This is a genomic window from Paenibacillus sp. FSL H7-0442, assembly GCF_038593105.1.
Lineage (GTDB): Bacteria > Bacillota > Bacilli > Paenibacillales > Paenibacillaceae > Paenibacillus > Paenibacillus polymyxa_D.
The window spans coordinates 1,608,316-1,627,979 of record NZ_CP151963.1; the positions used below are offsets into that span (position 1 = coordinate 1,608,316).

The 19,664-nt window shown below is 44.9% G+C and carries 15 protein-coding genes and 1 tRNA gene; 15 read left to right on the plus strand and 1 reads right to left on the minus strand.

The genetic code is table 11. The features are described from left to right. Both MHH57_RS07295 and MHH57_RS07300 read left to right on the plus strand, forming a co-directional pair. Positions 1 to 960, plus strand: coding sequence for an ABC transporter permease (locus MHH57_RS07295; RefSeq protein ID WP_010349245.1), 960 nt, complete (start codon positions 1 to 3; stop codon positions 958 to 960). A 261-nt stretch (positions 961 to 1,221) separates the two neighbouring features. Then, on the plus strand, positions 1,222 to 1,569 hold the full coding sequence (locus MHH57_RS07300) for a hypothetical protein (protein WP_023987757.1): 348 nt from the start codon (positions 1,222 to 1,224) through the stop codon (positions 1,567 to 1,569). A gap of 34 nt (positions 1,570 to 1,603) precedes the next feature. Here the strand turns inward: MHH57_RS07300 and MHH57_RS07305 are convergent, their stop codons facing one another. Continuing rightward, positions 1,604 to 2,044 (minus strand): GNAT family N-acetyltransferase, encoded by a 441-nt coding sequence (locus MHH57_RS07305; protein WP_342434989.1) that lies wholly within the window; start codon positions 2,042 to 2,044, stop codon positions 1,604 to 1,606. 613 nt (positions 2,045 to 2,657) lie between these two features. On the opposite strand from MHH57_RS07305, the gene ilvB reads away from it, so the two are divergent. The 13 genes from ilvB to pheS all read left to right on the plus strand — a co-directional run bounded on the left by ilvB (position 2,658) and on the right by pheS (position 19,656). Then, positions 2,658 to 4,403 (plus strand): biosynthetic-type acetolactate synthase large subunit, encoded by a 1,746-nt coding sequence (gene ilvB, locus MHH57_RS07310; protein WP_029516475.1) that lies wholly within the window; start codon positions 2,658 to 2,660, stop codon positions 4,401 to 4,403. 1 nt (position 4,404) lies between these two features. Next, positions 4,405 to 4,890, plus strand: coding sequence for an acetolactate synthase small subunit (gene ilvN / locus MHH57_RS07315; protein WP_023987760.1), 486 nt, complete (start codon positions 4,405 to 4,407; stop codon positions 4,888 to 4,890). A gap of 163 nt (positions 4,891 to 5,053) precedes the next feature. Beyond that, positions 5,054 to 6,046, plus strand: a complete 993-nt coding sequence (gene ilvC / locus MHH57_RS07320) for a ketol-acid reductoisomerase (protein WP_013309387.1) — start codon at positions 5,054 to 5,056, stop codon at positions 6,044 to 6,046. A gap of 124 nt (positions 6,047 to 6,170) precedes the next feature. Continuing rightward, entirely contained in the window at positions 6,171 to 7,712 is a 1,542-nt protein-coding gene (locus tag MHH57_RS07325; protein WP_069012849.1) for a 2-isopropylmalate synthase, read from the plus strand. A gap of 203 nt (positions 7,713 to 7,915) precedes the next feature. Further along, entirely contained in the window at positions 7,916 to 8,992 is a 1,077-nt protein-coding gene (leuB, locus tag MHH57_RS07330) for a 3-isopropylmalate dehydrogenase (RefSeq protein WP_029516477.1), read from the plus strand. Positions 8,993 to 9,315: 323 nt separating this feature from the next. Beyond that, on the plus strand, positions 9,316 to 9,855 hold the full coding sequence (locus tag MHH57_RS07335; RefSeq protein ID WP_069012848.1) for a peroxiredoxin: 540 nt from the start codon (positions 9,316 to 9,318) through the stop codon (positions 9,853 to 9,855). Between the two features lie 263 nt (positions 9,856 to 10,118). Next, entirely contained in the window at positions 10,119 to 10,535 is a 417-nt protein-coding gene (locus tag MHH57_RS07340) for a hypothetical protein (protein ID WP_029516478.1), read from the plus strand. Positions 10,536 to 10,872: 337 nt separating this feature from the next. Next, the gene (locus MHH57_RS07345) at positions 10,873 to 11,976 is read left to right on the plus strand and encodes an ATP-binding protein (protein ID WP_039269745.1); all 1,104 of its coding nucleotides are present in this window, start codon (positions 10,873 to 10,875) and stop codon (positions 11,974 to 11,976) included. A gap of 341 nt (positions 11,977 to 12,317) precedes the next feature. Next, a complete protein-coding gene (locus tag MHH57_RS07350; RefSeq protein WP_340931740.1) occupies positions 12,318 to 14,459 on the plus strand; it encodes an EAL domain-containing protein in 2,142 nt (713 codons plus the stop codon). 107 nt (positions 14,460 to 14,566) lie between these two features. Continuing rightward, positions 14,567 to 14,637, plus strand: a tRNA-Gly gene (locus MHH57_RS07355). 279 nt (positions 14,638 to 14,916) lie between these two features. Next, entirely contained in the window at positions 14,917 to 15,957 is a 1,041-nt protein-coding gene (locus MHH57_RS07360) for a pectate lyase (RefSeq protein ID WP_318626829.1), read from the plus strand. Between the two features lie 365 nt (positions 15,958 to 16,322). Continuing rightward, on the plus strand, positions 16,323 to 18,173 hold the full coding sequence (gene abc-f, locus MHH57_RS07365) for an ABC-F type ribosomal protection protein (RefSeq protein ID WP_342435166.1): 1,851 nt from the start codon (positions 16,323 to 16,325) through the stop codon (positions 18,171 to 18,173). Positions 18,174 to 18,624: 451 nt separating this feature from the next. Further along, positions 18,625 to 19,656, plus strand: coding sequence for a phenylalanine--tRNA ligase subunit alpha (pheS, locus tag MHH57_RS07370; RefSeq protein WP_273041806.1), 1,032 nt, complete (start codon positions 18,625 to 18,627; stop codon positions 19,654 to 19,656). Positions 19,657 to 19,664: the final 8 nt, after the last annotated feature.

Genomic DNA, 19,664 nt, shown 5'->3' on the forward strand with positions numbered 1-19,664 from the left:
ATGAGTTGGTTAACACTTGGTGAATTAATCCATACAACGCTCGTTTTTGCGACGGCGATTATTTTTGCGTCTCTCGGCGGAGTTTTTTCAGAAAAATCCGGTGTGACGAACCTCGGGTTGGAAGGACTTATGGTATTTGGAGCGTTTGCAGCGGGTGTTGGCGGATTTTATGCCGAGCAAGCTGGACTAGGAGGCACCTCTGCGGCTTGGGTAGGTGTGCTGTCAGCTGCGGTGTTCGGTATTCTGGTTTCGCTAATTCATGCTGTAGCCTCTATTACCTTTAAAGCTGATCAGGTAATAAGTGGTATAGTTATTAATTTTCTGGCAGCAGGTAGTACACTGTATATGGTCAAGCTTTTATTTGAGGGTGATGGTGACACTGGTCGGATTCAGGGTTTCAACGAAATATCCATCCCTTACCTTGTGGATATCCCGATTGCAGGAAAAGCCTTTTTCCAAGCTTACCCAACGACATATCTAGCCATTCTATTGGTTATTATTGGATATTTCACCTTGTATAAAACACCGTTTGGCTTGCGTTTGCGTTCCGTTGGGGAGCATCCAGGAGCGGCCGATACCGTGGGAATTAAAGTAAATCGTCTTCGTTATATTGGTGTGATGATTAGTGGGGCGTTGGCTGGGATTGGTGGAGCTACAATCACTCTAACTACAACCAACATGTTCTCACACAATACAGTTTCGGGGCAGGGATATATTGCTATTGCCGCTATGATTTTCGGTAAATGGAATCCGCTCGGTGCTTTTGGCGCAGCAGTGTTTTTTGGTTTTTCACAAGCCATTCGCAACTATGTGCAGCTGTTCGCATGGTCACAAAGTATTCCCCAGGAAATTATTTTTATGTTGCCGTATCTCCTGACGATTATTGTACTGGTAGCGGCTGTCGGACGTTCACGCGCTCCGGCCGCTTTGGGTCAACTTTATGATCCAAGCAAGCGTTAAACTTATAAACAACTGATGCTGTATGTTTTGCAAAATGTACATGGGTGTATAAAAAATCTGGTATCTGCATATGCAGGTATCAGATTTTTTTATATTGTGCAGGCATTTAAACATACGCTACTGGCATGAATGGAATAGACTGTGCTATGCAGATTGGACGGGACGCTCGGCCCCTGTCAGCTCCGGTCTATTTTGTGGTGGTGATGAGCTATCAAGGAGCCGTTCAATCTGTCCATCCGTTGAGAAGAAGGAGGAAATACGATGAAACAGGCAGTAACCAGAAAGCAGGTGGAGAAGCTTGTCGGCAAAGTCATCTTTGCTACTCGCAAAGATGGTTCCCAGGTCAGCGGCAAGCTGATTCGCATTTCGGGTAACCGACTGGTTCTTCAACCAAACCGCAAGAAAAAAGTAAACACGAAGGCAATTATTCCTCTGGTGCTGTTTGACTTGCTTGCCATCGGCACAGCTCCATACATTGGTGCCTATGGTGGGGGATATGGTGGCTACGGTCCGGGCTATGGAGGACCAGGATATGGTCCGCAGCCAGGCCCGTATACAGACGGCGGATACCCCGGGGTAGGATATCCGTATTACCCTAATTTATTTTAGTCATACAAAATCCTGAGCCCGAAAAAGATACTTTTTACAGTAACTTTTCGAGTTCGTGGCATCGGCTCAGAGCTACGTATCGCAGCATTTGATATTGATGACGCAGATAAAAGTGGATCCCCCTGATATTGTCTTCATCCACCATCACTTTAGCCCACTTGCAGCGACGCAGTCGTCCGTAGTGTTCGGCATGCTCAAGCAGTTTTTTTCCGTATCGCATACCTTGATGAGCCGAAGAGATTGCGATCAAATCAATGTATAATAGTTCGCCATGCAGCATAACATGAATGAAGCCAACAACCTGTGCATTATCCGGTCTGCAAGCTACAAAAGTGATGCCCCGGTTTAAGCGCCGGGGTAATTCTTTGCGTATTTGTTCCATTTCTTGGGCACTTAAATGCGATAGGGGGACAAGCTCTTGCTCGATTAGACGAAAGATGATGTTGTCATCTTGAGAGCTGCGTTTTCGAATCATAAACGGGCCTCCTTTTCTACCCTTTTAACAAGATAAGACGTGGCTTTGGAGGAGTGTACTGTCTCACCGTGTGGTCTTTTTTATAATATGCGGGTACCTCTTACAAGCGTGCGACTCGGAGGTGCTTCAGAAAAGAAACATAAATTTTTATGAAATATGGGTATTGACTATCCCAGATGGGAGACATATAATGTGTCTAAACATTTGAAAGAATGACATGAACTCAACGGCAATGAAGAGGACGAAGTGATTAGGGCTCTTTTGTTCAGAGAGTGAGGCATTAGCTGCAAGCTTCACCAAAATCCCTTTTTAACGAGCTCACCTTGGAGCTGTTTTCCTGAAAAGTATTTGGGCCCGATGACATTAACGGTGCGCTGAATCACCTATTAGGGAAAATCGTACGGTCTACGTTACAGACGCCAGATATGGAGATCCTTTGTGATTTCTGTACCTGCCAAGGTTCGATATTGCGAAATATCGGGCAAACACGGGTGGTACCACGGAAGCTACAGCCTTTCGTCCCTCAGTAACAGCAAGTCTGTTCTAGGGATGAAAGGTTTTTTTGTTTTTACAAATGTCAGATGTATGTAAATTTTGTAAAGGAGGATGACCAATGAGTGCACAAATTCCTGAAGTTAGGTCAACCAATGAATTACGTGAAAAGTGGATGAAGCCTGAAGTGATTACAGGTTCGGAAATTTTACTCCGTAGCCTGTTGCTGGAGGGAGTAGATTGTGTCTTCGGATATCCTGGTGGTGCAGTGTTATATATCTATGATGCCATGTATGGCTTTAAGGATTTCAAGCATGTCCTCACTCGTCACGAACAAGGAGCTATTCATGCGGCAGATGGTTATGCACGGGCGAGCGGTAAAGTGGGCGTCTGTATTGCGACTTCCGGACCTGGAGCGACAAACCTGGTAACTGGTATTGCGACGGCTTTTATGGATTCGGTGCCGTTGGTGGTCATCACGGGTAACGTTGTATCTTCCCTGATCGGTACGGATGCTTTCCAGGAAGCCGATATTACGGGAATTACAATGCCGATTACGAAACATAGCTATCTGGTAAGAGATGTAGAGGATCTACCGCGAATCATCCATGAGGCATTTCATATTGCCAACACAGGGCGCAAGGGACCGGTACTGATTGATATTCCGAAGGATATTTCTGCAGCCCAGACGTTGTTTGTCCCACAAACGGAACCTGTGACCATGCGGGGTTATAACCCGAAAGTGTTGCCCAACAAAATTCAACTAGACAAGCTAACTCAAGCTATTTCCGAAGCAGAACGTCCATTCATTCTGGCAGGTGGAGGAGTTGTATACTCCGGTGGACATGAAGCACTTTACGAGTTTGTTCGTAAAACGGAAATTCCTATCACGACAACATTGCTCGGATTGGGTGGTTTCCCAAGTGGACATGAACTGTGGACGGGGATGCCGGGGATGCATGGAACATACACCTCCAATCAGGCGATTCAACAGTCAGATCTGTTGATCTGTATCGGAGCCCGCTTCGATGATCGGGTAACAGGCAAGTTGGATGGGTTTGCTCCTCAAGCTAAAATCGTCCACATTGATATCGATCCTGCTGAAATTGGAAAAAATGTTGCAGCGGATATTCCTATCGTGGGTGACGTGAAGGCAGTGCTGGAATTGCTGAATCAGGATGTGAAACGTGCGGACCTGGCAGATGCATGGAGAGCGCAAATTCAGCATTGGAAGAATGAGAAACCTTATTCTTATAAGGATTCTGAAACGGTGCTTAAACCACAATGGGTTGTTGAGTTGTTGGATGAAACGACCAAGGGTGGTGCAATCGTAACGACAGACGTGGGACAGCATCAAATGTGGGCAGCGCAGTATTACAAATTCAATCAGCCACGCTCATGGGTCACCTCTGGTGGACTCGGTACGATGGGATTTGGTTTCCCTTCTGCAATCGGTGCTCAAATGGCCAATCCCGACAGATTGGTAATATCGATTAACGGGGACGGCGGTATGCAGATGTGTTCGCAGGAATTAGCCATCTGTGCAATCAATAACATTCCGGTTAAAATCGTAATTATCAACAACCAGGTGCTTGGAATGGTTCGCCAATGGCAGGAATTGATCTATAACAATCGGTATAGTCACATTGACCTGGCGGGAAGTCCGGATTTTGTGAAACTTGCCGAAGCATACGGTGTCAAAGGGCTGCGTGCTACGAATAAGGAAGAGGCACGTCGGGCTTGGCAGGAGGCGCTTGATACACCCGGACCGGTCGTTGTCGAGTTTGTAGTCAGCAAGGAAGAGAACGTATATCCAATGGTGACGCAAGGTTCGACAATTGATCAAATGCTGATGGGGGACGAGTAAAATGACAACAAAAAATACCATTGCTGTACTGGTAAATGATCAACCCGGCGTTTTGCAACGTGTGTCCGGCCTGTTCGGTCGCCGCGGCTTTAACATTGAGAGCATAACTGTGGGACAATCGGAAGAAGTTGGATTATCCCGTATGGTCATTGTGACTGTAGGGGATGAGAACAACCTAGAGCAGATTGAAAAGCAGCTTTACAAGCTGGTTGATGTGATCAAGGTCATCGATCTCAGTTCCAAACCAATGGTAGCCCGGGAATTGGCGATGATAAAGGTAAAGGCAGAACCGCCTCAACGGCCAGAGATTATGGGCGTGGTAGAAACATTCAGAGCAGCTGTAATTGATGTTGGAACGACGAGTTTGATTGTACAGGTCATTGGCGATACAGAAAAAATTGATGCCATGATCGAGTTGTTGAAGCCTTACGGTATTCGGGAGTTGACTCGAACCGGGGTTACAGCTATGATACGTGGCAATGCTTAATATGGAGCTTTAACGAATTACCGCTTATAGCGCATTACATCAATAAAGAACCGCCCGCATAAGAGCGGGGACTCGAAGAGATTTTTAGATGCTAATCACGAGGGAAAGTCTCTTGGAGTACCCGCTCATTATGAAGGGTCCAATTAAAAGGAGGAAATTAACCATGGCAGTTACAACGTACTACGAAAAAGATGCAGAACTCAGCGTATTGAAAGGAAAGACAGTGGCCGTTATTGGTTACGGTAGCCAAGGGCATGCTCAAGCACAAAACTTGCGTGACAGTGGTGTGAATGTTGTTATTGGTTTGCGTGAAGGCAAATCGGCTGATGTCGCAAGAAACGACGGTTTTGAAGTTCTGAACGTAGCTGATGCAACAAGCCGTGCAGATGTGGTTCAAATTTTGTTACCTGATGAAACTCAAGCTTCTGTGTACAAAAATGAAATTGAACCTAACCTGAAAAAAGGCGCAGCTCTTTTGTTCTCCCATGGTTTTAACGTTCATTTTGGACAAATCGTAGCTCCTAAAGATAGCGATGTATTGCTGGTTGCTCCAAAATCCCCAGGACATATGGTACGTCGTACTTATGTAGAAGGGTTTGGAGTACCGGGGCTGATCGCAATTGAGCAGGACGCAACGGGTCAGGCCAAAGAAATCGGACTTGCTTACGCAAAAGGCATTGGCTGTACACGTGCGGGCGTAATTGAAACCTCCTTCCGTGAAGAAACGGAGACGGATCTGTTCGGTGAGCAGGCGGTATTGTGTGGCGGCGTGAGCGCACTTGTAAAAGCGGGCTTTGAAACATTGACTGAAGCAGGTTATGCTCCTGAGATGGCATACTTTGAATGTTTGCATGAGCTTAAGCTGATCGTTGACTTGATGTATGAAGGTGGATTGGCAACGATGCGTGATTCCATCAGTAATACAGCGGAATATGGCGATTATGTAACTGGACCACGTGTGGTAACGGAAGATACGAAGAAAGCCATGAAGGATGTGTTGACTGACATTCAACAAGGTAAATTTGCTCGTGACTTCATCCTTGAAAATCAATCTGGACGTGCATTCTTGACGGCTACTCGTCGTAATGAAGCTAACCATCCGATTGAAGTGGTGGGCGGACAATTGCGTGAAATGATGCATTGGATCAAAAAGTAATAATCTTTTGTACTATGAATTCGACTACATGCATTATTTATAAATATTAATTACAATGCGGCCCTGCTTATTGCGTGAGCCGCATTGTAATTTAAGGGTCCTAATCCTGAGGAGGTGCGTTAGGTTGCGCAAAATATATATATTTGACACAACGTTGAGAGACGGAGAACAGTCACCTGGCGTGAACTTGAATACTCGTGAAAAAGTGGAGATCGCTCATCAGTTGGAGAAGCTGGGAATTGATCGTATGGAGGCTGGGTTCCCGGCTGCTTCTCCGGGTGATCTGGCAGCTGTTAATGCAGTAGCAAAAGCTGTAAAAAATTCGACGGTGATTGGTCTTTCGCGTGCAAGGGAACAGGATATTGATGCAGTTCGCGAGGCACTCAAGGGAGCTCAGGACCCGTGTATCCATATTTTTTTGGCAACCTCTCCTATTCACCGTCAACATAAGCTGCGGATGGAGAAGGCACAGGTTTTGGAAACTGCTCGTGCTGCCATACGCTATGGGTTGAAATATTTGCCTAAAGTGGAGTTTTCCTTGGAAGATGCAGGCCGTACAGAGCTTGATTTTGTGGTTGAAATGGTCACCATGGCTGTACAAGAAGGAGCTTCTGTCGTCAATATTCCAGATACGGTAGGTTACTTGACACCCTATGAGTATGGAAATATATTCAAACATATTAAGGAAAATGTAATCGATGTGGAGAAGATTCAATTGAGTGCACATTGCCACAATGACCTGGGAATGGCTACTGCTAATACACTTGCTGCCATCCTGAACGGCGCGGATCAGATCGAGGGAACCATTAACGGTATCGGTGAACGTGCTGGAAACACGGCCATTGAGGAAATCGCCATGGCACTGGAGACGAGACAGGAATTTTTCCAGGCCAAAACGTCTCTTCAATTGTCTGAAATTGCGCGCACGAGCCGTTTGGTTAGCCGTTTGACGGGGATGGTAGTGCCGGGCAACAAGGCAATTGTTGGAGCCAACGCTTTTGCGCACGAATCAGGTATTCATCAAGACGGCATGCTGAAAGAGAAAACGACTTATGAAATCATGACACCAGAAAGTATCGGTCTAAAAGAAAGCAAGCTGGTACTTGGTAAGCACTCAGGTCGTCATGCTTTTCGTGAGCGTTTGATCGAGTTGGGCTACGAATTGAACGAAGAAGATCTGAATCGCGCTTTTGGGCAGTTCAAGGATTTGGCTGATAAGAAAAAGGAAGTTTCGGACGATGATATTTTGGCATTGCTGGAAGAAAAATTGGCTGATGCACCTGAAGTCTTCAAGCTGGAAACGATTTTTGTTACCTACGGGAATAAGGCTACGCCTTCCGCACAAGTGCGTCTGGTTAACGATGAAGATCAGGTTATTGAGACAGAAGCTGAAGGAAATGGTTCAGTCGATGCGATCTATAATGCGATTGATCAAGCCAGCGGTGAGAGCGTTGTACTTTCAGATTACTCCATCAAGTCTGTTACCCATGGTAAGGACGCTCTGGGTGAAGTCCATGTAGTGCTGACGCAAAACGAACTGTCTGTACAGGGACGCGGGGTAAGCACCGATATTCTGGAAGCAAGTGCTCGGGCTTACGTGGATGCGCTGAATGGTTTAATCGACAAGCGTAAAAACTACAGTAATCGCGTAGATTATAAATCTTAGTTTTTATGCAGACTTAAGAGTTGGGTTTACAGGGTCGGGTTTTTCCGGTCCTGTTTTCTTTTTTTCTGATGAAAAAACCAGCTTATAGGCTGTGCCTATTGAATTGATAGATTCTATATCTTGGTCAAAGCCCTGCCATATATGTTACAAAGAAGGTATGAAAAATACGGTTGTATGGCTGTATAACAAGAGGAGTGTACGTGATGGCAGACGTTAAAAAGATTGCGGTAATAGCGGGAGATGGAATTGGACCTGAAGTGGTCGCAGAGGCAGAGAAAATTTTGAAACGTACGGAAGAAGTATTCGGCTTTTCATTTGAAACGGAGCATGCGCTGTTCGGCGGGATTGCCATTGATAAGAAGGGCACACCATTACCGGAAGAAACACTGGCAGTATGTCAGTCTGCAGATGCTGTTCTGCTGGGTGCGGTAGGAGGGCCACAATGGGATAACAATCCAAAGGAACTTCGTCCTGAAACCGGGCTGCTGGGCATTCGCAAAGAGCTCGGTCTGTTTTCGAATCTTCGTCCTGCTGTCGTCTTTGACTGTCTCAAGGACGCGTCTACATTGAAACCGGAAGTGTTGGAAGGAACGGACCTGATCGTGGTGCGCGAACTGACGGGCGGCATTTATTTCGGCGAGAAGTTCAGACGAGAAAGTCCTCAGGGTGAGGAAGCAGTTGATACTTGCGCATATAATGTAACAGAAGTAGAGCGTATCGTGCGCCAATCTTTCGAAATTGCACAAAAACGTCGCAAAAAACTTGCATCGGTGGATAAGGCTAATGTACTGGAAACTTCCCGTTTATGGCGTGAAGTAGTGAACCGGGTTGCTGTAGACTACCCGGATGTCGAGCTGGAGCATGTATTGGTTGATAACTGCGCCATGCAATTGCTGCGTCGTCCATCTAGCTTCGACGTCATCGTGACGGAAAATATGTTTGGTGACATTCTCAGTGACGAAGCGGCTATGCTGACTGGATCCATCGGCATGCTCTCCTCCGCATCACTGGGAGAAGGCAGCTTCGGCCTATACGAGCCGGTACATGGCTCGGCGCCTGACATTGCAGGTCAAGGCCTGGCGAATCCCATTGCAACGATTTTGTCCGTTGCTTTGATGTTCCGTCTTACCTTCGGGTACGAGAAAGCAGCAGATGCCATTGAGAAAGCCGTAGCTGAGGTACTGGATGCAGGGCACCGTACGGCGGATATTGCGGTGGATAAATCTCAAGCAATCTCGACAACTCAAATGGGTGATCTGATCGCTGCAGCTATTCGCTAAAAGCTCCGTAAATGCACCCGTTCTGAAAAAAAGCTTCCTATTATATAGTAAGGTTATACAGTCTAGCTTTTTGGCAAATGTTTAGCACAGTAGCTCCTGAGCAATCAGGAGCTATTTGTATATTCAAAGGTTCAAAATGTGAATAAAATGTGAATTTTTAAGCTAGTTTAAAATAATTATAAAAAAGTAATGGTTACAATATTGACTTTGATTTCAGCGAATGATAACATTTATCAAGTAAGTTGTTGTTTATTACAATACAGATGATTGAGGAAAGCACATTTGGTGTTTTTCTTACATATTTTAAAGGAGGATTTCATATTATGGCAGAAAGATTGGTAGGAAGACCCGCCCCTGATTTTGCATTGGAAACAGTGACTGGAGACGGTCAAGAATTTGGTTCGGTGAAGCTTTCCGATTACCGTGGCAAGTGGCTCGTATTTTTCTTCTATCCACTGGATTTCACTTTTGTGTGCCCTACGGAAATTACAGCATTGAGCAATGCTGCTGACCAATTCAAAGAGCTGGATACTGAAATTCTGGGTATCAGTGTAGACTCCGTGCACAGTCACAAAGCATGGATCAACACAGCTAAAGAAAACAACGGTCTAGGCAAACTGAACTTCCCATTGGCTTCTGACATCACGAAGAAAACAGCAAGCGATTATGGCGTTCTGATCGAAGAAGAAGGCGTTGCATTGCGCGGCTTGTTCATCATTGATCCAGAAGGCGAATTGAAATATCAAGTGGTTAACCACAACGATGTAGGTCGCAGTGTAGAAGAAACATTGCGTGTACTGCAAGCTTTGCAATCCGGTGGCTTGTGCCCAATGAACTGGAAACCAGGCGATCAAAATCTGTAATATAAGCTTCACAAGTTGAAATTAATTAAACAAACAAGCCCCCAACTAGCGGTTACTCTACCGTTATTGGGGGCTTGCTTGCCTGCTCTGTGCAGCGGAAAATGTGAGGACAGCCTGTTTAATGAGGCAACGCAGAGTGAGGTAACAAATAATTATGGAAATGTTGTTGTGTTCTGGAGGAATTTTGCCTGACGAAAGCGAATAAGGTATTGTAGAAGATAAGCAAGGCAGAACAGGTTTTGTTCAGAGGAGGCTGAGCCCGGATGAGTTATTGCTGTGGAGCAAGCATGGTAGGAACCAAGGGAACGCTGAAGCATTACCGCACCCAAGTTCATAATGTTCCTTTGCTGTTTTGCCCGGTATGTCGTCGCATTGAAGTTCATTATAAAGTCGAAAATGAGTATGAAATCTTGGCTGAATATGCACATGGAGATGGGGCAAGCGAGATTGATTTTCAGGATTATGTCATGGAAGACGATGATACGATATTTGAAAATTGTGTGAATCGTGAAAGTGAAGATGCGTTTGAAATTGTGAAGCGTCAAATTGACATATCCCTGGATTTATTGATGGTAGCCAAACAGATGAATGATGAAAAATGGCAGGGAGAGCTTAAGAGAAGACTGGCCGTTATGAGCCAAAGACGATCCCGGCTTCAACATAATAAGAGCGGCAGTTGACATCCTACACACCAAAGAAGCTCTCAATTCTGGAGAGCTTCTTTGGTGTGTAGGGCGCTTGTTCCTAACTTCATTTTTCATTTTGGTAATGTTGCGCAGATATTATGACGAAAGAAAACAGGATAAAAATTTGGATTCGACACTTTTTCCGATTGACTGCGATCCTTAATCTTGTCTATCATAAAATAAGACTGGAATTGGAAAGAGATGGTCGGATTTCTGTGTAACTGTTTTCTACACCATTGAAGGGTAGTCGATAGATGCCTTTCTTTTCTTCAAGATTATTACGCGTCCGATACGGCCAGTTTGTCATTCCGAAACAAGGGGGAAGCCTGGCATGATCAGTGAATTCCAAGAAGCCTTGCTTGATACCGTGGGAGCTTGTCCTTCCACACAGATCGCCAATAACAAGTATGAAAATGTGCTGGAGAACCTGGATAGTGGTATCATGCTGTTTGACAGTGACGGGGTACTGACCTTTATTAACGTGCAAATGGCGAAATTGCTGGAGCTACCACGGAGTTCGCTAGCAGGTCGCAATTTGATGCAAATTTTGCATCATCCTGAGTTAAGCCGGTTTAAGAAGAAGAAAATCATGCGGATTTATAAAGAAACTATCTTTCATAGAAAGCGCTATCATGAGTTAATTGATGAGTATGGTCGGCATTGGTTGATAACAGTAACCTATGGTGATCAGATGGATGGCGATTTTTTGTTTAGCGTCAAGGATGTGTCGGATTATAAGCAGATTGAGCAGACAGCATATCAAAACGATAAGCTGGCGATGCTGGGACGCATCTCGGCCTCTATTGCTCATGAAATTCGTAACCCGCTTACCGCAATCCGGGGCTTTATTCAATTGCTTCGACCGCATTTGGTGGAGTTGGGCAGGGATGAGTATGCCCGCATTATATTAACAGAAATTGATCGTGCGAACGACATTATTTATGAGTTCTTAAATTCGTCCAAGCCTTCGGCTCCGCAAAAAACGGCTGTATCTGTGATGGGGCTGCTGAAAGAAGTAGTGATGCTGACAGAAAGTGAAGCATTGATGAAGGGTTGCCAGATTGCATTGGACGAAAATGATGAGCTCATGAAGGTTTCCATTGATGTGAAGCAGATTAAGCAGGTTATTCTCAATATGATTAAAAATGCAATGGATGCCATTGAAAGCATGGGTGGGGAACGAGAGGGCTGCATCGATATTCATACAGTGCTTGAGGGCAATTATGTCCACATTTGTATTGAAGATAACGGATTAGGTATGGATCACAATACATTGACGCGTTTATTTGATCCTTTTTTTACAACAAAAGAAAGTGGAACCGGATTGGGATTGGCTGTGAGCTATCGAATTATCAAAAATCACGGAGGTTTCATACATGTAGACAGTAAACATGGAAGTGGCACACAATTCAAAATCACGCTTCCTGTAGTTTAATATAGAGAGGTTTTCGCAGAGGGGTCCTGTACATACTATTTCTTTTATGTTGTGCAGCGTTGGGGTATAGGTATCACCTTTTTGGAAAAGGTTATCTGAAGCGCATAATCTGACAAGATGATGCGCTTTTTTGGTGCTGTAAGCTCGGTTATTTGCGTAAATGCGAAAATGAATTCATGAATTTAAGACAAAAAAATGATTCACCTTTCACAGATTAAATGCTATTATATACCAGAATACAACATTATTTTTGATACTATAGACTTAAACAACGGCTTCCAAAGCTGTCAAACGTCTTAGATGATCGGAATCTCCGATATGCAGGGGGCTGAAGAGGCTGAATGAGTATACGGCTGGAAGTAAAAAAAACGATAGGTATCGGCATTGCTGCGATAGTTTTGTTTGTCTTGGTTCAGTTATTTCACGTAACTTTGAATAAGATATACTCCCATAATGTTTTTTTCTTGTTATATCCGATCATAGGGTTTGCCTGTGCTGCGATTTGTTTTTCTATTTTTTATCAATCCTGGTCCGTTTTACTGGAACAGTTATCCTTGCAGAGACTTCTTATTGCCCCGACGTTTTTAGTGGCTGGTCTGCTTTACCTTGTTCATATTGTTTCGTTTAGTTTCGTAAGCCTGACGGACTTTGCTTTGTCTCCGGGCATTTCGTTATGGCTGCTATTTGTAAATCGTGCCTTTACTTCTGTCTTGCTCTTATGTGTTTGTTTCCTCCCGTTTAGCAAGACGAAGTCTGAATACAAGACAGTGGCTTTGTGGGCAGGGATAGGCTGCACTTTGCTGATTCTAGGAGTTATTAAGACATTTGGTGCAGGCTTACCGGATCTACGTATACGATACGAAATAGGCAACCTGGGCTGGACGTTAAATCTGGCTGTCATGTTACTGCTTGTGCTCACTTTTATTTTCGGGGTGCGAAAATATCGGAAAGTCCGCCCGGCGGAGTTAGGCATGTTGCTTATGGTTCGTGGAATTGGATTGTGTGTTGTGAGTCAGTTGTTCTATTTATTTTCTGAGCAAATGAGCGATATTAATCACCTATTGGGACTTTTGACCAACGCGATAGCATTCTATAACATGTTGAGCGGGCTGGTCCGGTTGATGGTTCTGGTTCCTTATCGTGAAAAACAGGCAGCCGAATCTGAGTTTAATCACATTGCTTATAATGATGATATAACAGGACTCCCCAATCGTCGCCGCCTTTCCCAACGTTTAGATAAAATATTGCGCAAATCATTGAAATCGGATGAGACAGTAGCGCTTTTAGTTCTAAATATTGATCGTTTCAAGGCGATTAATGATTCGCTTGGACATATGGCAGGAAATTATTTGCTGTATGCAGTAGGCGAACGCTTGGGGCATTTTAGCCATGAAGGGGAAGCTGTCTTTAGCATGGGCGGAGATGAATTTGCCTTTCTTCTAACGGGATACGAAGATACAGATGCTATGAGAAGTCGTATTGATGATATGGTGAAGCTGTTCGATCTGCCTTTCGATATTGATGGTGAGTCTTATCATGTGACGGTGAGCGTTGGTATAGCTTTGTACCCGTTGGATGCGAATCAGAGTGAACAGCTTATTCAGCAGGCGGATACGGCTGTACATAGTGCTAAAGAGCAGGGAGTGAATTTTCAGCGGTATGCTAGTTCGATGCAGATGCGAGCGCATGAAAGACTCCAGCTGGAAAATGATCTGCGGCGAGCGCTTGAAAATGTGGAATTTTCATTGGTGTATCAACCTCGTGTCCACCTGCAAAGTGGCGAGCTAACGAGTTTGGAGGCGCTGGTGCGTTGGAATCATCCTCATCGTGGGATGGTGATGCCAGGCGATTTTATTCCGGTGGCTGAAGAAAGTGGTTTAATTGTGCCCTTGGGGGAATGGGTGTTACGGGAGGCCTGTCTGCAAAATAAGCATTGGCAGGAGCTTGGGTACCCACCAATCCCGATTTCGGTCAATTTATCCATGCGCCAATTTCAGCAAAAAAAGCTGGTGGATGTAATTCGGGGCATTTTGACCTATACGGAACTTGAAGCACGCTATCTAGAGCTGGAGATTACCGAGAGTATGACCTTTGATAAGGATCGAGCCTTTGAACAGTTAAAAAAAATAAAGGCTATTGGTGTCGCAATCAGTATTGATGATTTTGGAACTGGCTATAGCTCATTGCATTATTTGAAGAATCTCCCGATTGATCGTCTAAAAATTGATCGTTCCTTTGTAAATGAGGTACTGGTCGACAGCAAAAATGCAGCAATTGTATCTACTATTGCCTCCATGGCTCACCATTTGAAGCTGAAGGTTACGGCTGAAGGGGTAGAGAATGAGGAGCAGCTTCATTTTTTGCAGGCACAAGATTGTCATGAGGGTCAGGGGTATTACTTTAGTCGCCCCATTCCGGCAGAAATCTTTGAAAAATTGTTTTTACGTGAACCTATGAATTGGCTGGCTCAGGATAGTATGTAGTATGCTTGCATTTTGCTGAAAGGTAAGTTATACTAAATAACATCCTGATTCAGCTGGTTGACGATAGGTTAAGCGTGCCATACATAAGAATCGAGATATTATAAAATGCGGGTGTAGTTCAATGGTAGAACTTCAGCCTTCCAAGCTGATAGCGTGGGTTCGATTCCCATCACCCGCTTACTATTTTAAGAAGTTCGAAACCCTTGTGACGCAAGGGTTTTTGTTTTGTTTGGAGTTTTGTTTGGAGTAGATAAATACATTATAGCCGGGGTGCCAATGGGGTATCACGGCTTTTTGCGTTCTTACGAACTATTTTTACATTGCCACACAAAATAAAATATAAAATATTTAGCTTATATGCTATATAAACAGATAAAAAGAACTATTTACCATTTACTAAAAAATAAGTATAGTCGCATTGTTGGGATTTAACTTAAAAAAGGATGGTGTAGTTGCAATGAGGAAAATTTCTTTTCTGTTTTTAGCATTAACTTTGGTGCTGCTTACTTTCCCTGCAAGTTCTACGTTCGCCGCTGCTGATTTTCCGAATACGTCGACGAATGGAATGACTGGTTTTGCCGGACAGGCTAAAAGTGAAAATGGAGCTACTAAGCCTGCCACAACAGGGGGAAAAGGCGGTCAGATTATCTATATCAATAATCTAAACGATTTGAAAAACCAGTTAGGGGATTCAACTCCTAAAATTCTGGTCATCGAAAAAAATATCTCTGCCTCCTCTAAAACCGTGGTCAACATTGGTACTAACAAATCGCTCATTGGTTCTTATGCGCAAAACAAACTGGTTAACATTCATTTGAAAACAACAAATAATTCGGGAAATGTGATCTTTCAAAATTTAACTTTTGAGCACAGTGCCAACATTAACGGTAACGATGACATCCAACTTTATCTTACTGCGGGCACAAATTATTGGATTGATCATGTTACGTTTGCAGGTCACAGTTATAATGCAAATGGCTCGGATCTGGACAAACTTTTGTACATAGGCCAATCGGCTGATTATGTAACCATTAGTAACTCCAAATTTGCTAATCATAAATATGGTCTCATTTTGGGATATCCTGATGATGGCAATAAAAATTATGATGGCATGCCCCATATCACGATCGCTAATAATTATTTTGAAAACTTACTTGTACGTGGTCCAGGACTCATGAGATATGGATATTTCCATGTTAAAAATAATTATATTAATAATTTTCAGCTTGCTTATACCATTGCTACGAATGCAAGAATCTATTCTGAGTACAACTACTTTGGAAAAGGTAGTGAAAAGGGCGGTATTCTTGATGATAAAGGCAATGGCGAGTTTAAAGATGTAGGGAGTTTTCCCACCATCAACAACCAAAAATCGCGTGTAACCAACTGGAATCCAAGCAAGAACTATAGCTATCAAGTTCAGACTCCTGAATATACTAAAGAGTTTGTAACGAAATATGCAGGCTCGTCGAATACAACTTTGGTATTTGGAAAATAACGAGGGTTATTTGCAAATGTGTTGTGATCTGCTATACTAACCGCAAGTGATTATCCCATGAAAAGGAAGGTAACCATACGTCCGATGAAGTAAGCACACTGATTTTCCCACTTAACTGCACAGTTACTGGCAGGCGGCTGTAAGCTGCAACGGGAGAAGTGTGTCTGAAAATGAATGTAGGGACGTATGCGTTTATTCCGGAACGGGATTTGGCTTATTCGTTTACGGTGTTATTTTTCATAAGCGTATGTTCTGAAACGATTCATAACAGTCATTCTATATTCCTTGTATGCAAGCCGCAGCCTTCTGCGGCTTTTTTTATTGCTTCCGGGGTCAAAAAACCGGGCTGGGAAAGGATGATCGGTATGAGAACGATTTTGCGTATTCGCAATGTAGTAAAGGATTGGAACGGGACATCTTTATTTGAGAATGTGTCGTTGGATGTGATGGAAGGAGAACGGCTCGCACTGTTTGGAAGAAATGGAGCAGGTAAAACGACGCTATTACGAATATTGCTGGGAGATGAAGCGCCAACCTCTGGTCAAGTAGAGCATGATTTGCCACTGGAAGAGCGGGGCTGGCTGAAGCAGCAGGATACGGTGGATGGGTCTCGAACCGCACTGGAGGCCGCACAGCAGGCCAGCCCTCGGCATTGGCTCCTCAAGCAAGCGTTGGGACAGCTGGAAGCTGACCTAGCCGATGCTGGGAAGGATATGGAGCATCATTTGGAGCGTTACGGCGAGCTGATGGATGAATACGAACGCCTGCAAGGCTTTGCCTGGGAGTCTGAGGTGGAAAAGGCGCTCACTCGAATGGGAATGCCTGCCCAGACGTGGTCCATTGCTTATGGTGACCTGAGTGGCGGACAGAAGACGAGAGTGCGGTTAGCCGGACTGATGGTCAGGCAGCCGAAGCTGCTGGTGCTGGATGAGCCGACCAACCATTTGGATGCCGAAAGCTTGCTTTGGCTGGAGCAGTGGCTGTTCACGTATCCGGGAACGCTGCTGTTTGTATCGCATGACAGAGCCTTTTTGGATCGAGTGGCTACGAGTATAGTTGAGCTTGCATCGACAGGTATTGGACGCTATAAAGGCGGCTATAAGGAATATAAAGCGCAAAAGGAGCGGGAACTGCGAGAGCAGGAAGCCAGCTATCGAAAGCAGGAGCTGGCGAAACAGGCACTGGAGGAAACGATTCGAAATTACAGGGAATGGTTTCACCAGGCACATCGTAGCGCATCCAAAGTCGAAGTGGCTATTACACAGAGCTTCTATAAGGCCAAGGCTAAAAAAAATATCTCCCGTTATCATGCGAAAGAAAAAGAACTGGAGCGACTGGAGGCTAACAGGGTAGAACAACCACGTGAAGCTCCGTCTTTGCACATGAAATTAAGTGACAGCGGGTTTCAGGCAAAATATTTGCTGCGTGCTGAGCAGGTTGACTTTAGCTACGACGACCGTATCATTGTGAAAAATCTAAATCTGATCGTTGCACGTGGAGACCGTCTGGCTGTTCGGGGGCCCAATGGAATTGGTAAAACCACACTGCTTCGGTTATTAACAGGTCAACTGGAGCCGCAGACAGGAAAAATCACAGCCAACCCACAGTTGAACATCGGATATTTTTCACAGGAGCTGGAGCAGCTCCCAGAGGATCAAACGTTGCTGGACAGTCTGCTTGCGCTTCCGACGATGACCCAAACAGAAGCGAGAACAGTGTTGGGCTGCTTTCTTTTTGCGAAAGAGGACGTGTTTAAAAGGATCGGGACACTTAGTATGGGAGAAAAATGCAGGGTAGCTTTTCTGCGTCTGTACTTTAGTGGAGCCAATCTGCTGGTGCTGGATGAACCGACGAATTATTTTGACATTGAAACCCGTGAAATTGTAGAGGATTCTTTGCGTAACTATGATGGAGCACTGGTGCTCGTCTCACATGATCGGGAGCTGGTGAGGAGCACGGCAACTCGGTTACTCAATATGAAGCCGGGGGGCAGATATGAAATCTATGAGGGGACAGCCGACGAAAAGCAAGAAGATGAACGGAGCCGTCAACGGGAGCCAGAAGATCAGGAACGGCGTGAGGAACGTCTTCGATTACAATTGCGTCTTACAGAGTTGATGGGAATGACAGGCACGAATGACGAAAATGAAAAGTTGTTGAGCGAAATCAGGCGCATTCGTGCAAATCTGGAGCGGTTGGATGATCTCGATATCTAAAGGGTTGAAACGTATGCCCTGCTTGCCAAAGCGCGGTAGTTTGCATATAATAATGAACAATAGTTCGAATTTTTGAAAATGTCTTGATGGAGAAGAGTAGACAGTGTCCGATTGAACAGGGAGGAAGCGTCGTAGGATTGAGAGCGTTTCTGCAAATACTGGGCTGTTGAAGTTCGCTCCGGAGCAGTTCCTTGAACCTCAGGCGCCATGTGAATGGCGAATGTGCAAGTAGGGGATACCGGTTCACGACCGTTATAACGTGCAGAGCGAGACGATGATGCATAGCATGAACAATCACCTGTAACTATGTTGCCGTAAGGCAAAACGCCGGGTGAGCTAAGCTTATTGTCTAACGAGGGTGGTACCACGGTCTTTTCGTCCCTTACCGGGAGGAAAGACCTTTTTTTGTTGTCTGAAAAGCTGGATATGAAGAAAGGGGACTGAACAGGCGATGAGCGAAACCATCCAAATGAAGGAACATTTGCTGGCCTTGAAGGAAGAAGCACTGGAAGTATTGGAGAAGGTGGCAACACCTAAGGAGCTGGCTGATCTACGGGTCAAATACTCGGGAAAAAAGGGCGCATTGACTGAAATTTTGCGCGGTATGGGCAAGCTGAGCGCGGAAGAGCGTCCGGTTGTTGGACAGGTAGCCAATGAGGTGCGGGAGGCGATTGAAGAAGTCGTTAACCGTAAGCAAGACGAGTTCACGAAAGCGGAAACGAATGAGCGTCTGCAAGCGGAAAAGATCGATGTTACGCTACCTGGACGCACACTGCCGCAAGGCGGACTGCACCCACTCAACAAAGTGATTGAGCAAATCGAGGATATTTTTACAGGCATGGGATATCGAGTGGCTGAGGGTCCACAGGCTGAGACGGATTATTATAACTTCGAAGCATTGAACCTGCCTAAAAATCACCCCGCACGCGATATGCAGGATTCATTTTACCTGACTGAGGATCTGTTGATGCGTACCCATACGTCACCAGTTCAGATTCGCGCGATGGAAGCGATGAAGGGCGAAACACCTATTAAGGTTATCTGTCCGGGTACGGTTTTCCGACGTGATGATGACGATGCAACACATTCTTTTCAATTCCACCAGATTGAAGGGCTTGTCATTGGAAAAGACATTCGCATGAGTGATTTGAAAGGAACCTTACTTCAATTTGCACGCGAAATGTTCGGAGAATCGACCGAAATCCGTTTGCGCCCAAGCTTCTTTCCGTTCACAGAGCCGAGTGCTGAAGTAGACGTAACTTTTGTGAAGAAAAATGGCGAACGCGTGTGGATTGAAATTTTGGGCTGTGGCATGGTCCATCCGAAAGTGCTAGAGATGGGCGGTTTTGATCCCGAGGTGTACAGCGGCTTTGCATTCGGTATGGGTGTAGAGCGGATTGCTATATTGAAATACGGTATCGATGATATTCGTCATTTTTATAACAGTGACCTGTCGTTCCTGAAACAGTTTGCGCGTCAATAAACAACTAT

What these genes read in the sequence shown, in the direction of transcription:
- pheS (WP_273041806.1), top strand. Translation starts at nt 18,625, where the DNA reads ATGAGCGAAACCATCCAAATGAAGGAACATTTGCTGGCCTTGAAGGAA.
- MHH57_RS07350 (WP_340931740.1), top strand. Translation starts at nt 12,318, where the DNA reads ATGAGTATACGGCTGGAAGTAAAAAAAACGATAGGTATCGGCATTGCT.
- MHH57_RS07360 (WP_318626829.1), top strand. Translation starts at nt 14,917, where the DNA reads ATGAGGAAAATTTCTTTTCTGTTTTTAGCATTAACTTTGGTGCTGCTT.
- ilvN (WP_023987760.1), top strand. Translation starts at nt 4,405, where the DNA reads ATGACAACAAAAAATACCATTGCTGTACTGGTAAATGATCAACCCGGC.
- ilvC (WP_013309387.1), top strand. Translation starts at nt 5,054, where the DNA reads ATGGCAGTTACAACGTACTACGAAAAAGATGCAGAACTCAGCGTATTG.
- leuB (WP_029516477.1), top strand. Translation starts at nt 7,916, where the DNA reads ATGGCAGACGTTAAAAAGATTGCGGTAATAGCGGGAGATGGAATTGGA.
- MHH57_RS07305 (WP_342434989.1), bottom strand. Translation starts at nt 2,044, where the DNA reads ATGATTCGAAAACGCAGCTCTCAAGATGACAACATCATCTTTCGTCTA.
- abc-f (WP_342435166.1), top strand. Translation starts at nt 16,323, where the DNA reads ATGAGAACGATTTTGCGTATTCGCAATGTAGTAAAGGATTGGAACGGG.
- MHH57_RS07300 (WP_023987757.1), top strand. Translation starts at nt 1,222, where the DNA reads ATGAAACAGGCAGTAACCAGAAAGCAGGTGGAGAAGCTTGTCGGCAAA.
- MHH57_RS07295 (WP_010349245.1), top strand. Translation starts at nt 1, where the DNA reads ATGAGTTGGTTAACACTTGGTGAATTAATCCATACAACGCTCGTTTTT.
- MHH57_RS07345 (WP_039269745.1), top strand. Translation starts at nt 10,873, where the DNA reads ATGATCAGTGAATTCCAAGAAGCCTTGCTTGATACCGTGGGAGCTTGT.
- MHH57_RS07340 (WP_029516478.1), top strand. Translation starts at nt 10,119, where the DNA reads ATGAGTTATTGCTGTGGAGCAAGCATGGTAGGAACCAAGGGAACGCTG.
- ilvB (WP_029516475.1), top strand. Translation starts at nt 2,658, where the DNA reads ATGAGTGCACAAATTCCTGAAGTTAGGTCAACCAATGAATTACGTGAA.
- MHH57_RS07335 (WP_069012848.1), top strand. Translation starts at nt 9,316, where the DNA reads ATGGCAGAAAGATTGGTAGGAAGACCCGCCCCTGATTTTGCATTGGAA.